Source organism: Methylophaga pinxianii (assembly GCF_020447225.1).
Lineage (GTDB): Bacteria > Pseudomonadota > Gammaproteobacteria > Nitrosococcales > Methylophagaceae > Methylophaga > Methylophaga pinxianii.
In genome coordinates, this window is sequence record NZ_JAJAEO010000182.1 from 1 (window position 1) to 14,419 (window position 14,419).

A 14,419-nucleotide genomic window follows, 5' to 3' on the forward strand; every position below is an offset into this window, starting at 1 on the left:
ATGGTGATTCATGTGTTAGATCCCCATCTAAATTTAAATGGGGATCTAAACAAGTGTCGTTCAATTCCGGTAGGGTGTGCTCAGTGGACGCTTACAAATAAGATACCGACTGCGATTCGGATTAAGTTATGAGGATCACTCGGTTCACCAATACATTGGTAACGTCTACCCGAATAAGTAATACCATGACCAAGTTGCTCATCGAATAACTTTATCGGGGTGCTCTGACGGAATGAGTAGTTAAGAAGAACCTCATTGGGTTCAGATACATCACGATCTAACCGATGACGAAGACCTACAAAAATAGCCATATCATCTCTGATTTCTAAAATATTCCAGTGAAAAAGTATGATTTCATTATCCATGCCTATCATTACTTAGCCTTTACGGACTTCATTTCTATAAAAACTCTCATGGCTTTTTATTTATAGGGTATTTAAAACTTAAAACACCACTTGCTTCTAATGAAAAAAGCTCTTTTTGTATATGCTCTTTACCAAACAGTTCATAAAGAACATGCATTCCATCTTTACATGGGTGACTTGGTTGGCCAAGCAATTGATATGTAGAACCAGACCTAGTTCTGCCTAATCTTTTAATCTCATCATATTCAACAATTGGTGTACTAAATCTGGCCAGAGAATCTTTCAAGCTATACCCAATAAAAAATTCTCCAGACTCTCCTGAAGGCAAAGAAAGTTGAATAATATTCCAGTTAATCAGTTGGACCTCAGATTTGCTCAGACCTATTAACATCTTGCCAATCCTCTAATGGACCGATCAAGATTGGTCTCAACATACTGATATTCAGCAAGAACCTCATCGTGAATTTCGCCATCAAAACCATAGTGTTTTTGGTGTACTTGAAATATAAACTTTATCTCGGATTCATCTTTGGGGAGACTTTCTGCCAAGTAAACTTTTGAAACATAATCATATTGCACGGCATTAGATCTGCTTGAAATTAAACTGACTTTAAATAGGTGAATTTTAGGCAAATTCAAAGTTAATGCAGCCATGGCAAATTCAGTATCACTACATAAATATCGCTTATGGATACTTATAGAGTCAGTCATGGTGAAGTTGTAAATAATTGCGTACACACATACCCCATAACGATCCATCTCTACCAGCCAATCGTAATCTCTTACCTCTTCATCCTTTAACTTTTGCAGTCCAATTTTTCTAGCCATCCAATCTATTGGGTGTCTTATTTCATTTCTTTTCATAAGAATACCTAATTACATAACAAATGAACACTATAGATTGTACTCCTATAGTGTTCGTTGTGGCTAGATGATGTCTTTTGGAGAATTACATGGACATCAACAAAGCATTTGGAAAAGCATTAAAAGCTTTTAGGCTTGCCAATGGGCTGACACAGGAAGATTTTGCCGAAGTATCAAGTCGTACTTATATAAGTTCTTTAGAGAGGGGGCTCAAAAGTCCGACTATAGAGAAAGTAAATGAGATAGCTGGAGACATGGGTATATGTCCTCTCTCATTAATGATATTAACTTATGCTTATTTTAATGAGGTGGATACGATGCATGTGATAAAAAAAGCCGAATCGCAGCTCAAAAATACTTATTATTAAATACCATGGTGATGAACGCTATGAGTTCATCGCCATATTCAATGTGGATTGTTCAGCTTCTCCAGCTTTCAATTTAGTTCTGCAGTAAATAAAAGCCTTAATTTAGCATCTCCTGGCTGGCCATCAACTCCTCAAAGAACTGAAAGTTTTGTCGAGGGGGCAGCACCTTGGGTTCTACCATTTTTATCTTCCAATATCGGAAATAGTTTAGCCTTTACATAAGATGCAGTTTGGATAGCTTATTCGGATCTGCTAATTTAATGGTCGAACTACCAAAAAGTATGGCCCGAGACACACTACAGTCAAAAAGATGTTTAGACTGGTCTTTACAAGGCATTAAACTAATATAGTTGAAATGCCCGCTACTACTTTAGTTTGGTTGCCTCGGAATTTGTTTACTCCGAAAATGGATACTTGATTGGTGCGTGATGTTGATAGCCAATCACTTCAAAATCATCAACAGTCACCCAAGTTTCAATGTCTTCCAATGTCTTAATATCAGGATTTATATGAAGTTGTGGCGAAGGATAAGGGTCCCGTTTAAGCTGAATGTCTCGAAGCATAGGTAACTGGTCCTCGTAAATATGACAATTGACTAGGCGATGAAAAGCTGTTTTAGGGGTTTTTCCGGTAATCTGGGCGATCAACGCTAAAAGCGTAAAAACTTGAACTTGGTTGAAATTTAATCCTAATGGCACGTCGCAGCTACGTTGGTAGGAGGTTAGATACAAATCCTCATTTAATAATGAAAAAGTATGAGTGTGCATGCATGGGCGCAAACAACCGAGGTGAAACTCACCAGGATTATAGAACGATAAGATTTCTCCACGATCATCAAGACCTTTAGATAGGTTATTTACCAATTTTTTTAGCTGGTCAATGGTGCCCCCATCGGGCTTTGCCCAACTGCGACCTTGCACACCATAAACTCGGCCCATGTCATCTTCGCCTTTTCTATTAGGGTTTTTAAGCCAGGCGGTTGTCTGGTTGGCATTAGCATTCCAAGTGTTACAACCAATAGCTCTGAATTGAGCGGCATTATCATAGCCTCGTAAATAACCAAGTAGTTCCGCTATCGCACTTTTATAAAAGCTCTTGCGAGTGGTAATCAAAGGGAATTTATTATTCTCAACATCATAATTAAGTGAAGCATCAATTACAGTTAGACACCGCTTACCCGTTCGCTCATTAGTTATCCATACTCCATCGTCCAAAATACGATGGCACAGTTCGAGATATTGCTTCATTATTTATCCTTACAGTTATCACTTTTAATTTTGAGCCGGTTTTCTAAGATTTGAATTTCTCGCCCTCGTCGAGAAATAAGCTCTTCCATCCCAAGTATTTCTTCATATAAAACAGCATTCTCGGCTAGGAGCTGTCTCACACGATCTTTTAACAATTGAACCTCTGTTTTTACTTTTACTATGGGTCCTGCAATACTTTTTCGGCCTTTAGCTCCTTGCTTGATAGATTTGAGTCGCAAGATCGCCCAGCCCCTTTTACGTATCGCTCCTTCCGATAAGTTACAGTAGCCTCTTAGGCTGGCTATGGTGGCTTTAGTTTTGCCAGCTAATACATCCGCCTGGAGCTTATCCAGGGCTTCTGCAAGAGCTTCGTCGTTATCATTGATGCGGGCCTTGATACTTTCTATGAGCTGTTGTGGTCGCCGGTCAGCCATCTTTAGGCGTCCATTCAAATTTTTTGACGTGTTTACTCAGTTGCTCAGCTAAGCCTAACCAAATCACTTCATTTTCTTTACTTTCTTTTGCTTTATTCTCCGCATGTAGTTGGCGATTTTTAAGGGCCATCGAGCATCCTTCGGAAATAACGTGATTAGGGCAGTCTGGGTCGCAGGAAAAATCACCATAACAGGGCGGTGGAATCTTTCCATCTTCCTGATTGACGAAATTGTGTGTGCAAATACCGATGGATGTGGGCATTAATGAAATATTCGAGTTGGCTAATCTAGCAATGTATTTAGCTCTTTGCTCCCCGAACAGACCGGCACCTTTAAACCAGGCGTCAATTCGATTTTTGTGAAGCTCTCCGCCACCACCGGCAAAGCTTTTATCCTCACCAAACATATCATTCAAAACCTCTTCACGTGCACTTGCCATTCGTGATTCGATGCTTAACAGCATACTCTTTCTATAATTTCCATAACCCACGGTAATTGCATTTGGCATGCGGTTAAAACGACTATGGAAGTGTTTGAGTTGTTTCGATATGAAGGGTAAACCTACTTTATGTTTAGCAAGTTGATGCGCCAAGGTTTCTCGACATTGATGTACGGAAAAAGTGTAATCTTTGAACAGTTTATGCTGATCAATTTTTTGGAACCAGCGATTAAAGGTAAGATCAAGGACTGAATAACCTTGACCACCTTTGCGGATTACGGCTGTTGGAGAGGAAAAAAGGTATCTATTATTAGTTTTGTTACAAGCATAACTTAGAACATCATAGGCATCTTCAACTATTGGGGTAGCAATCCATCTGTCGGTCAGAGGGGAGCTTTCATGTCGCTTTTTAACAACTTTAGAAATTAAATACTTTATGCCATCAATAAATCTCAACGAATCATTTTGGACACGTTGAGCCTCAGATAGTCTCATACCCGTTAATAGTAAAATCGTAAGCATTGAGGCCTTATGGGCTTCTTTATAAAGGTGTCGCACTTCCGCCGGAGTGTAGCCGTATTGCTTTCGATATAGTCTCGGTTTACTTTTTGAGAGCTCCTGTGTCCCCCACAGATAGCTTTCAAGAGGCACGCGTATATCGGAAAACTTTTGGATAACTGTCGGTCGTGCACTATCACTAATAGTTCGATCATGAATATCAAACCCAATTGCTATTTTGAACTCAGCGATTGCTCTTTTGCAATAGTTCAAAAGGAAGAGAAACTGAGGGTCGGAAAGTGTTTGGATACCTTTTACTTCAGTCTCTTCGCCCCAATTGATTGATTTTGAATCAATCTCCGAAGCACTTAATTGCAGCCTCTTAGGTAAGTTTCGTTGAATAACTTCTGATGTCAAGAGCCGCATGGCTCTCACTAGGTGACTAGGACGACCGCCTATAGATGCGGCATGGAATTTAATGCAATTAAAAGTTATATCAGAAAATGAATTAATAACAAATCCATTTTTCGACTCTTCACGCATGAGATGAGAGCCTATTTTGGCCAACTCTAACACCCTTGCAGAAACTGTTTTACCATCTATCATCGTCTTCGAAGTTTTGGCCCCTTTGAGCAAGTTCGGGTACATCGCATAGATGAAAGCTGCGATCTTTATCTCCAAAACCATCTGCTCGGAAAGGCAATAGCAGTATCTCTGCTTGTGATGCTCCGTCCTGTTCATATAGCGCCTCCAATCAATACATGAGGCTCTAGGTCCTTGATAACCAATTTCATCTGAATTTTTGATAATCCATTGATCGTCACTAAATTTTGAGTGCCAAATTGGAGTTGAAGGATTAATACTTACACCTCCATTTTCTAACTCATTTATCGATGGTATGAGTGCTGTAGCTTTCATAATCAAAAACCTTGATAAACCAGATGATCAAGAGCTTCATCATCTAGCTCTGACGCAAGGTATTCAGCTTGATTTATAATCTCTTCAGTATAGTGATGATTTGGAGTTAAGAGGTCCTCAATTACAGCCATTATTTCTCGATAAAGAGCTTTGCGGCCCTTCATATTCTCTTTGTCTCGAGACAATACTTCTTCAATTTTCCATTTGTATGCAATGATTTTTGGAAGACCATTTTCTGTTATTGAAGATTGTTCACATAGGAGACACATATTCCAAAATTTACAAGGTGAGCCTTCTGTGTGATTAGTTAGATCTTTGACTTTTTGACTTGGGTTGAAGGCATTCATACAACCGGTGCCACAAAGAGTCTCGGTATAGCCCGTGCTATAGCTTGGCGTTTGGAAACCATCTTCTTCATGGAATTTTTGTTGTGAAATTGATTCCAAAGCTGGCTGAACAATTTTTGTGAATTCAGGGTTTAATGCTCGCTCGTTTAGATAGGAAACTGTGGTACTTATGTCTTGATGACCTACGGCAGCTTGAATATCGAAAAGATCATAACCATTCTTGACCATATTATTAATCAAAGTTGACCTAAACCGACTAAAATTGAAGCGGAAGCCCTTACCTAAAAGGTCGTAAAGACCATTCTCGCTAGAAAAAGATATTAACCATTTGTCAGCACATCTTACGGCAGGATTTGCTTGCCTGTCCTTTTTAGATGGATTCCCCCATACAATATGCGTCACACCATTTTTAACGCTATCTGGTGATTGATACCATTCGTCATGTTCGTAAATAAATAGTTTGTTAATTGTCTCACCAACTGCATCGTGTCTAATTTTTTGAGTAAGAGCAATTGTTAGCTCAATGAGCTCAGACACCTTTTGTTGGATCCCATCTTCAATAAAATATTCCGCATCCTCAAGTAAGGATAAGTGCAGTTCGCGATCATCAGATCGATCCATTGAGCCTGAGCGGACTTTTGTATAGCGGATACATGGTTGCTGTGTAAGAGGATGTTTGGCTTGGTAACTATTCAATGTTAGGGATGCTACAGACTCAGCGTTCAAACCCGTCAAACGTGATAATTCCGCTGCAAGGGGCATAATAAGCCTCCAATCGGCCTTAAATGGCCAAACTCCAAGCTTTATGAAGAAGCTCATGAGAAACTTTACTGAATATTTCGCACTGTGAGACGCACGCAGCATTTTCAAAGGATCACATTCAAAACGCTCTTCAAAATCATAAAGCGCTGATTCAAAACTACTTCGATTGCTATACATGGGCGCTAAACCTACCGCCTGTTCAGGTGTAGCTCCTGATGTGAGACGGTCTCTAATGGTCCCGGGATCAATTTGGTAATGATTGGCCGCTTTATTGACTGAAAACCATTCGACTCCCTCGATCGTAATAGATTTAGCAGTAGAATTTTGAAGAGGGGGGGCATCGAAACCCACTGCTTGCCTGTCAGTCCAGCCATTCTTCTTTCTACGATATATGACGGAGGCTTTAAGTCCAAAAGCCTGTGAAGCCTCATCTTTTGTGTAGCTAAGGCCGTCTATAATCACCGTAAATGCATTCATTGGCATACATGGAATGCCGGCGCCGGACTTTTTGTAAGGTTCCATAACGTTTCTAGCATGCTTAATCCAGCGTTGAAGGGCAACATTTATAACTTCTTGCTCTGAATCCGAGTATGGGGAGCGACTATCAGTTTCAGGTATCCCCTTAAACATGGGGGCGTGGTAAACAATGTGATTAGTAATTCCCAATTCGTAAGCCCAATCCATTGCTGTACGAACGATTCTGTATATTGAATATCTTGTTTTACTTGTAAGCGCCTTATTTTGCTTACTAAGCCAATTTGTAAAACGAATTAGGGCGTCAGCTTCCCAATATTTTGAAATGAAGAATCGAGGGTCCGACTTTAGCTCTTCATATCCAGCGTTGGTCTCTTGGATAAACCTTAAATACCAGTTTCGGGCAGGCTGAATACTATTTAAAGGTCTTTCACGGAGGAGAATTGAAAAAATCCAGTCAATTTCCTTGGTTGGGTCGAAAGTCGTTGCTTTAGGAAATAACCTAATAACATTAGTCATATTTATGCCCTCGTTTCTCGGCATGCTTTAGCGGAGGCAGGTAAGTTGATAATCTTATATCTTCTGCTTCATGGAGTCTGTTTTGCTTGTTTCCTTCTTTAGTGAGCTTAGAAAGGAGCGAGGGTGAAATCTGCGTGTATATTTCTGTAGTGCCAAGATGAGTGTGGCCCAACATCTGCTGGATGGTTAGCATTTTGTCTTCATAGTCTTTTCCCGTATCGGACATCAAAACTGAAAAAGCGGTCCCGTGACGCATCCAGTGTGTTGAAAATTCTTTACCAACTCCAGATCTCGTAACAGCAGACTTGAATTGTTTAGATGCATTACGACCAGACCAGCGGCGACCATTAGATGTTAAAAAAACTGGTTTATTTGGATCGTTTATCGCCCATGTTTCTGCAAGTTTGTATTCAGGGCTACTGTGATATTTTCTGATCCGATTTAGCACAGCACGGGAAATGATCGTTATTCGCTGCTTTACGCCTGCGCCTCTACCTTTAGAGCCCTGAATATAAAGAGGTATAAATTCAAAACTTTGGTCACTATAAATTGAATCAGGTGGTAGGTCAGATCGCTTCAAAGCGATGAGTTCCGATATTCTTAGTCCTGTGTCATATTGGGTATGAAACATGCACCTTTCACATTCGTTATACATTGAGGTTAATAATTGAACGACATGCTCCGAAGTAATTATTTTGGGTGACTTCCTGTGCCCTTTCTTTACAACATAACCTAAATCATTGTTGCGCCCCCAAGGCGACTTTTCGACATTCCTCACTTTTCCGCCTTCAAAAGTAGTGAGCCAAGTGAGGAGTTCTTTTAATGCCGCCTCTCGGGAGTGAAGAGTACTTTTAGCACATGATTTATTAGAACTTTGATATTCATGCCACATTAAAATATCTTCTCTTGTCACTATTTCTAGTGCTTCATTTATAGATAGACTGGGATAACGTCTTGAAAGCTCTAACCAGTCACAAAAATATTTAATAGAGCGACCATACTGTTCGACAGTATTAGCTGAGATTGATTTACCAATAGCATTTGATAGATAAGAGAGCCAACGGTTGGCGTGGCGAATAAGTTTCCCTTCCTTATCACTGAGGGATACTATTAGCCTTCTTTGACTGGCAAAAGATAGAGTGATATTTTCGCCGGATGATGAGACAGTAAGTTCATCAGAGAGTTGAATTGGCTTAAGGCAAATTATTTCAACCATAACATGTTCAGCCTTCTACAGTTCGGTGTATTGATGGTTTAATTTTAGTACTATTTAAAGATCTCAGATGAAAAAAATGAAATTGAGTAAAACTAGGGATTTTAATGGAGTGATGGATTCATGATTTGGTTCCATAAACATATCTATAGCAATCATTTCGAACAAGCTGAAACACAGTTACAGCGTACCCCTGGGCCATTACCTAAATTGAAGATTCATCGTAAACCTGCATCAATTTTTGATTATCAGTTTGATGATTTTGAAATTGTCGATTATGTGGCCCAACCGCACATTAAAGCCCCGATAGCCGTCTGATATGGAAAAGGCACAGAAACCTTTATATATCGTCTGGCAGGATCACTTTCTGCAACACGAACCGGTTATTGATGAACAGCATCGTGGCGCTATCGCGATTATCAATAGCTTGCATTACTTCATTCAACAAGGTTTGACGCTGAAGCAACTCACGCCAACGGTAAACATGCTGAAGAGTTATCTAAATTTTCATTTCATTACCGAACAGGGAATTTTAGAAGCTTTGGAATGCCCATTAATGGTGCAGTACAAATCTGAATCAGCTGAAACCTTAAAAGACTTTGATGCCTGTTATTTACAGGGTATTGCTGAGCAAGATCCAACGATATTACTGATTTGTCTGAGAAATTGGTGGCAACAGCATCTGGAATTACATAAAAAAATCACCCCGTTTCTGCACGAGTGGAAAGGGGATTATTGTCGCGTTAATGTATAAACAAACGCCGCATTGAGAACTTAAGAGTCTTTTAAGATTACAGGTTCAAGCTACATACAACTGAGTCAATTTAAGGAATGCATACATGTCACAACAAACCTTAAAAACATATCCGGTATGGGATCGGGGGGTTCGACTATTTCACTGGATTAATGTTTTAACGATCATCGGCTTGTTGGCAATTGGTTTAGCGTTGATGTTCAGCAAAGAATTCGGCGTGAGCGGCGATGGCAAAATTTTGCTCAAAGCTGTGCATATCTGGGTGGGGTATGTGTTTGTTATCAATTTGTTCATTCGTTTGGTCTGGGCATTTTTTGGCAATCGCTTCGCCCGCTGGAAAGCCATGTTACCGTTTGGCAAAGTGTATAAAGTGCAATTTCAAGCCTATCTGGAAGGTCGGAAAATTGGCCAAAATGTAAATTTTCTCGGCCATAACCCGCTGGGTCGCTGGAGTATTTTACTGATGTTCTTGCTAATGATAGGGCAGGGCGTGACCGGTCTGATATTAGCCAGTACTGATTTGTATATGCCGCCATTCGGTTCACAAATAAAAACCTGGGTGGCACAGGATGAGGCTTCCATGGCGTTAATTGTGCCCGGTGATCGCGAGACAGGTATTGACCCGATTGCCTATCAGGAGATGCGGGACTTTCGTAAACCTTATCGCACTTTGCATACCTATTTCTTTTATTTGTTGATGTTGTCGATTGTGATTCATATCACAGCTGTCATCGTCGAAGAAAAACGCAAACGTAACGGCCTGACATCGGCCATGATTACCGGTGAAAAAGTCTTTAGCGAAAAACCCTTTGATGCCGATTAGAGAAAATCGTTAAGCCGAATGGCGACTGGTCACCAGTCGCCGCGCTCGACGTTTTTGTAACCAGCGAACCAGTCCGGTCACAAATAATATCAACGGTAAAAATCCAGCAATAAACACCAATATCCGACCGGTCATGCCAAACACTTCACCGTTATGCAGTGGATGTAACCAGTGCATTAACACATCGCCACCTGTATCTTGTTTAGTATCACGAAGCGCCAGAATCTCTCCAGTAATTGGATCAATCCACACCTGAGTTCTTGGAAAACGTCGACTGGGTTCCCCCGCTTGATACAGCGCAATCCGCCAGGCTTTCTGGTTATTTAATCCGGGCGTTTCAACCCAACGTAATTCCGCGTCAGGAAACCGGTTTTTGGCAATCTCAACAGCTTGATCCGCGGTAATTCGACCAGTACTTTCGCTATAATTTAAGGCAATCTTCGGTGCGCTGGTTAATGGTGAAAATGGCTTAACCAGCATCGCTGTTTCATCAGGCAAGGCCAGTGCCGCCCCGGTGAGACTTAAAATAAATAAAAACACTAACCCATAGCTGCCAGAGAGCACATGCAAATCATAATTCAGTCGTGCCTTACCAGAACGCAATTGCGGTTTTAATGCCTGCTTCAATCCTGCCCAACCCGGCCACCATAGCCAAATCCCTGAAATAAACGAAGTTAAAGAAATCAGCCCGATAATCCCAATCGCAATTTTGCCGGGTTTTTCCAGCAGCAGGCTGTAATGCAAATCGTAAATCCAGGTCATTGTATAATCCCCCCACAAACGGGAGCTGGTGACTTCCAATGTAAGCGGATCAACTGTCAGCATTAGCGGTGCAAAGTTTTTCCCTACCGATTCAACCGGTGTGTAATAGCGCGCCATAATCGGCCAGTCTGCGTGCATTGGCTGTTCGATGCGCCACGGATCGCTACGAGTTGGATGTGCCTGTTGCAAAGCATCGAGAATATCTTGCTGGGCAGGCATTTCATAAGGAACCGTTGTTGGCTCTATTTGCGGATTGATGATCTGGTCGATTTCCAGATAAAACACCAGAATACTGCCGGTCAGCCCCAGCAAAACCAGCACGGCGCCGATACTTAAACCAAGATATAAATGAATGCTCAGCCAGATGCGGCGGGCGTTTTTCATGGTGGGCGTTTATCCGAATGACGTAGCTGATTCGCTGCTGAACGCTCGACAGCAAATCAATGAAAAAATGAATACTCTAAAAGTCTACCTGAACCGAGCCATATACAGCTCGTCCATCGCCCGGGGAGTGCATGCTTTCAGTATTTAACCAAACGTATTCGTAATCGCGGTCAAATACATTTTTCAGTTCCATTGCCAGTTTAACTTTATCGGTAAGTGCATAACTGGCTGAAGCATTAACCAAAACATACTGACCAAATTTTCGTGTGTCATTATCGACGGTCAGATAATAATCATCTTGTGCGCTGACCCAGCTGGACAGTTTCAGCTTTGGGTTCGCCTGATAATCGATACCGGCATCAATTAAATAGTTCGGCACATGATCAATCTCATTGCCCTTGGAGCCCAGTTTATCTGAACCCGCTTTGAGGATTTCCGAGTCCTGAAATGCCGCGGCAAACCATAACCCTAATTTTTCGGTGGCTTGTGCATTAAATTGAATATCGACGCCACGACGTTCGGTTTTACCAATATTTTCACTGTCATTATTGGCATCACCTAACTTTGTTTTGAATTCTCCCGAGGCAACTTGTTCCCAAAAGGCAACGCGGCCATTTAGCCAATCGGTCGGGGTGAATTTCAGTCCGATTTCCCAGCCTTCGTTGATAGACGCATCCAAATCATCGGAGAAAACATTTTTCTGGTAGCTGGCAGCACCTGAAGCGACTTGAAAGGTTTTACCCCAGTTACCGTAAACCGCATAACGGTCGGTGAGTGAATACACCGCACTGAATTTTGGTTGGCTGATATTGCCATAATCGTTTATATCACGATGCACACCGGCATCATTCAAGCTGCCGCGAACCGTATCCACGCGATAAGCAGGAACCAGTTTTAACTTTTCGGTCGGTTTGTAAATGGCCTGAACAAAGCCGCCGTAGATATCAAAGTCAAACTTTTGATCACGAGTCTGCGAGGTCCGATTTCTAAAATCATCGACAATATAACGGCGGCTTTCATTGTCCTGAAACTCGGCGCTCAATCCACCCATCAAGGCGAACTCATGTGCCCAACTCACATCAGGCCGCCAGGTTAACGTACTTAAAGCGCCTTTATGATCTTCCTGGGTGATGCGTTCATTATGATTGCCTCCTGCGGCAAAGGTCACATAGCGATATTCATCAAGCTGATTCAGATAGGCTTTGGTATTCCAGAACAGGTTATCGCTGAGATCAACATCCAGGTGTGCACTGAATTGATTCATCGAGCGATCCCCGCCATCCGGAGCATTATGAGGACGGGATTGTTCTGGATCATCACGGGCTTCAAAACGGGTTAAGTAACCTGCCTCTTCTGCATCGGCCTGACCATGACGGGCGATAAAACCAATCTGAGCACGGCCACTTTCCGGTGTATAAAACCATTTACCGGAAAACGTGCTTTTTTCGATATCACTATGATCACGGTAACGATTTGAATCCAAATAACTGACCGCATAGTTTTGTGAAAAACCGTTGTTTTCGATACCACTTACAAATTGCACATGACGAGTATCAAAGCTGCCGTAGCTGGCACGCGCTTTATTATAATTGCCGCCTTGTTGGGTCAGTATGTCGGCGTTGCCAGCAATATTATGTAATCCATATCGCGGGTCATTGGTGCCGCGAACCACTTCAATACTCTCAATTTCAAGTGGTGTCAGTAATTCCAGATACGGCATATTGCCGGAATTCTGATTGCTCGGAACCCCATCAATCAGCAATTTAACGGCGTTAATTTCGCCTTCACCATTAAAGCCCCGAAAAGAGATTTTGCCGGACTCATTCCCCATCCCATATTGTGTGAGCATTACACCAGGCATTTGATCAAACAATTGCCAGGTGTAATTCACGTTTTGATCTTCAATGCGGTCCTGGCTCAATACATCCACAGAAGTCGAGAGATTACGTGAAGTCAGTGGGCCAATATTCTCTCCAGACACCACCATGCCGCCCAGACTCAAGCTGGCGTCATCCAATAGATTGGAGGATTCGGCATATACACCATTGGCATAAATTACGGCCAGCGCCATGCTGATGGGTTTAAGTCTTTTTATTATTGTCATGATGTGAGTCACGTCTGATAAATGGTTAGGATTTACAATCCCAAAAGCATAACGATCTCTGTGCCAATAGAAATACGTGATATGCATGAGTGGTGTGGCAAAAGCCTGAATTTATGATTAATCCCGCTAACAATGCCCCAATTCTGCTAATGAAGTGGTTTCCGCATCGCCAACAATAATATGATCCAGCACGCGAATATCCACCAGCTCCAACGCACTGCGTAACCGTTTGGTGATCTGAATATCTGACTGACTCGGCTCAGCCACACCGGAAGGATGATTATGGGCAAAAATCACTGCCGCTGCATTATGTTTCAACGCCTGCTTCACCACCTCACGCGGATACACACTGGCCCCATCAATCGTGCCACGAAACAATGGCTCAAAACTGATCAACCGATGCCGGGTATCGAGAAACAGACAGGCAAAGACTTCATGGGGAAAATGCCGTAACTGGCGTTGCAGATAAAGCCGGGTAGTTGCCGCATCGGTAAACGCATTGCCACGCGTCAAAGTTGATTCCAGATGCCGACGACTCATTTCCAGTACCGCCTGCAACTGCACAAACTTCGCCGTGCCCAAACCATGCTGCTGACAAAAGCTGTGATGATCGGCTTCAAATAAAGCCCGTAAACCACCAAAGTCGGAAAGCAGTTTTCGAGCTAAATCCACAGCCGAAATTCCGGTAACACCCGTTCGAAGAAAGATAGCCAAGAGCTCAGCATCCGATAATGCTGCAGCCCCTGATTGAAGCAGTTTTTCACGCGGCCGTTCATCTGCCGGCCAGTCCTTGATTGCCATAATTCGCTCCCTGCGATTTTGGAATAGATTGAAAATTAAATTTAACGGTGTAATCAGTTAAAAACAATCTGAGATTATCTGTTTTGTGAACGGTGACTTTTTGTGGCAACTTGCAACAATGAATCATAAGGGATATTTCATAACATTAAGTGTCAGACTCGTTTAAGCGTTCGTTGAGAAAGCGAACATCATGGCAAAAGCCTTCAATCGCTCAACGTCGAAACAAATTGCGCACTGGACAAAAATCGGCGAAATGATGGAAGACATTCCCGACCTGTTGTATGAATTTGTAAAACAAGCCATCCTTGCCAAGGATGAAAAGAGGCCGTAAAGCTTGAGGCTT

At 42.0% G+C, this 14,419-nt stretch carries 14 protein-coding genes and 2 pseudogenes; 5 read left to right on the forward strand and 11 right to left on the reverse strand.

Annotation, left to right across the window (positions count from 1 at the left end; translation table 11 throughout):
• Nucleotides 1-80 precede the first annotated feature (80 nt).
• The 3 genes from LGT40_RS12135 to LGT40_RS12145 are packed head-to-tail and all read right to left on the reverse strand — an operon-like array spanning nucleotide 81 to nucleotide 1,229.
• Complete coding sequence (locus tag LGT40_RS12135) at nucleotides 81-365, reverse strand: hypothetical protein (RefSeq protein WP_226072566.1); 285 nt, start codon at nucleotides 363-365, stop codon at nucleotides 81-83.
• A gap of 46 nt (nucleotides 366-411) precedes the next feature.
• Nucleotides 412-756: a hypothetical protein gene (locus LGT40_RS12140; RefSeq protein WP_226072557.1), complete on the reverse strand. Its 345-nt coding sequence runs from the start codon at nucleotides 754-756 to the stop codon at nucleotides 412-414.
• Nucleotides 750-1,229, reverse strand: coding sequence for a hypothetical protein (locus LGT40_RS12145; protein ID WP_226072555.1), 480 nt, complete (start codon nucleotides 1,227-1,229; stop codon nucleotides 750-752). Before LGT40_RS12145 ends, LGT40_RS12140 begins: the two co-directional genes overlap by 7 nt.
• Nucleotides 1,230-1,318: 89 nt before the next feature.
• Here LGT40_RS12145 and LGT40_RS12150 point away from each other — a divergent pair, with 89 nt between their 5' ends.
• Nucleotides 1,319-1,597, forward strand: a complete 279-nt coding sequence (locus LGT40_RS12150; protein WP_226072553.1) for a helix-turn-helix domain-containing protein — start codon at nucleotides 1,319-1,321, stop codon at nucleotides 1,595-1,597.
• A gap of 395 nt (nucleotides 1,598-1,992) precedes the next feature.
• On the opposite strand, the gene LGT40_RS12155 is transcribed toward LGT40_RS12150, so the two are convergent.
• Genes LGT40_RS12155 through LGT40_RS12175 form a run of 5 tightly spaced genes read right to left on the reverse strand, consistent with a single transcriptional unit; the run spans nucleotide 1,993 to nucleotide 8,451 of the window.
• Complete coding sequence (locus tag LGT40_RS12155) at nucleotides 1,993-2,844, reverse strand: thymidylate synthase (protein ID WP_226072551.1); 852 nt, start codon at nucleotides 2,842-2,844, stop codon at nucleotides 1,993-1,995.
• Entirely contained in the window at nucleotides 2,844-3,278 is a 435-nt protein-coding gene (locus LGT40_RS12160; protein ID WP_226072549.1) for a hypothetical protein, read from the reverse strand. The genes LGT40_RS12155 and LGT40_RS12160 overlap by 1 nt, the downstream gene beginning before the upstream one ends.
• A complete protein-coding gene (locus tag LGT40_RS12165) occupies nucleotides 3,271-5,133 on the reverse strand; it encodes a site-specific integrase (RefSeq protein WP_226072548.1) in 1,863 nt (620 codons plus the stop codon). The genes LGT40_RS12160 and LGT40_RS12165 overlap by 8 nt, the downstream gene beginning before the upstream one ends.
• Before the next feature lie 2 nt (nucleotides 5,134-5,135).
• Nucleotides 5,136-7,235: a site-specific integrase gene (locus LGT40_RS12170; RefSeq protein WP_226072546.1), complete on the reverse strand. Its 2,100-nt coding sequence runs from the start codon at nucleotides 7,233-7,235 to the stop codon at nucleotides 5,136-5,138.
• Nucleotides 7,228-8,451 carry a tyrosine-type recombinase/integrase gene (locus LGT40_RS12175; protein ID WP_226072544.1) on the reverse strand — a complete coding sequence of 408 codons (1,224 nt, stop codon included), beginning with the start codon at nucleotides 8,449-8,451 and terminating at the stop codon, nucleotides 7,228-7,230. The genes LGT40_RS12170 and LGT40_RS12175 overlap by 8 nt, the downstream gene beginning before the upstream one ends.
• Before the next feature lie 138 nt (nucleotides 8,452-8,589).
• Between LGT40_RS12175 and LGT40_RS12180 the strand changes: the two are divergent.
• The 3 genes and pseudogenes from LGT40_RS12180 to LGT40_RS12190 all read left to right on the forward strand — a co-directional run.
• Nucleotides 8,590-8,766: pseudogene (locus tag LGT40_RS12180) on the forward strand (thymidylate synthase); the annotation flags it as partial.
• Nucleotide 8,767: 1 nt separating this feature from the next.
• Nucleotides 8,768-9,202 carry a bacteriohemerythrin gene (locus tag LGT40_RS12185; RefSeq protein WP_226072534.1) on the forward strand — a complete coding sequence of 145 codons (435 nt, stop codon included), beginning with the start codon at nucleotides 8,768-8,770 and terminating at the stop codon, nucleotides 9,200-9,202.
• 85 nt (nucleotides 9,203-9,287) lie between these two features.
• A complete protein-coding gene (locus LGT40_RS12190) occupies nucleotides 9,288-10,025 on the forward strand; it encodes a cytochrome b/b6 domain-containing protein (protein ID WP_226072532.1) in 738 nt (245 codons plus the stop codon).
• Between the two features lie 9 nt (nucleotides 10,026-10,034).
• On the opposite strand, the gene LGT40_RS12195 is transcribed toward LGT40_RS12190, so the two are convergent.
• The 3 genes from LGT40_RS12195 to radC form a co-directional block, all read right to left on the reverse strand.
• Entirely contained in the window at nucleotides 10,035-11,171 is a 1,137-nt protein-coding gene (locus tag LGT40_RS12195) for a PepSY-associated TM helix domain-containing protein (protein ID WP_226072524.1), read from the reverse strand.
• 76 nt (nucleotides 11,172-11,247) lie between these two features.
• Nucleotides 11,248-13,275, reverse strand: a complete 2,028-nt coding sequence (locus LGT40_RS12200; protein WP_226072522.1) for a TonB-dependent receptor — start codon at nucleotides 13,273-13,275, stop codon at nucleotides 11,248-11,250.
• Nucleotides 13,276-13,401: 126 nt separating this feature from the next.
• The gene (radC, locus tag LGT40_RS12205; protein WP_226072513.1) at nucleotides 13,402-14,076 is read right to left on the reverse strand and encodes a RadC family protein; all 675 of its coding nucleotides are present in this window, start codon (nucleotides 14,074-14,076) and stop codon (nucleotides 13,402-13,404) included.
• A 184-nt stretch (nucleotides 14,077-14,260) separates the two neighbouring features.
• Here radC and LGT40_RS12210 point away from each other — a divergent pair.
• Nucleotides 14,261-14,407: pseudogene (locus LGT40_RS12210) on the forward strand (TA system antitoxin ParD family protein); the annotation flags it as partial.
• Nucleotides 14,408-14,419 lie beyond the last annotated feature (12 nt).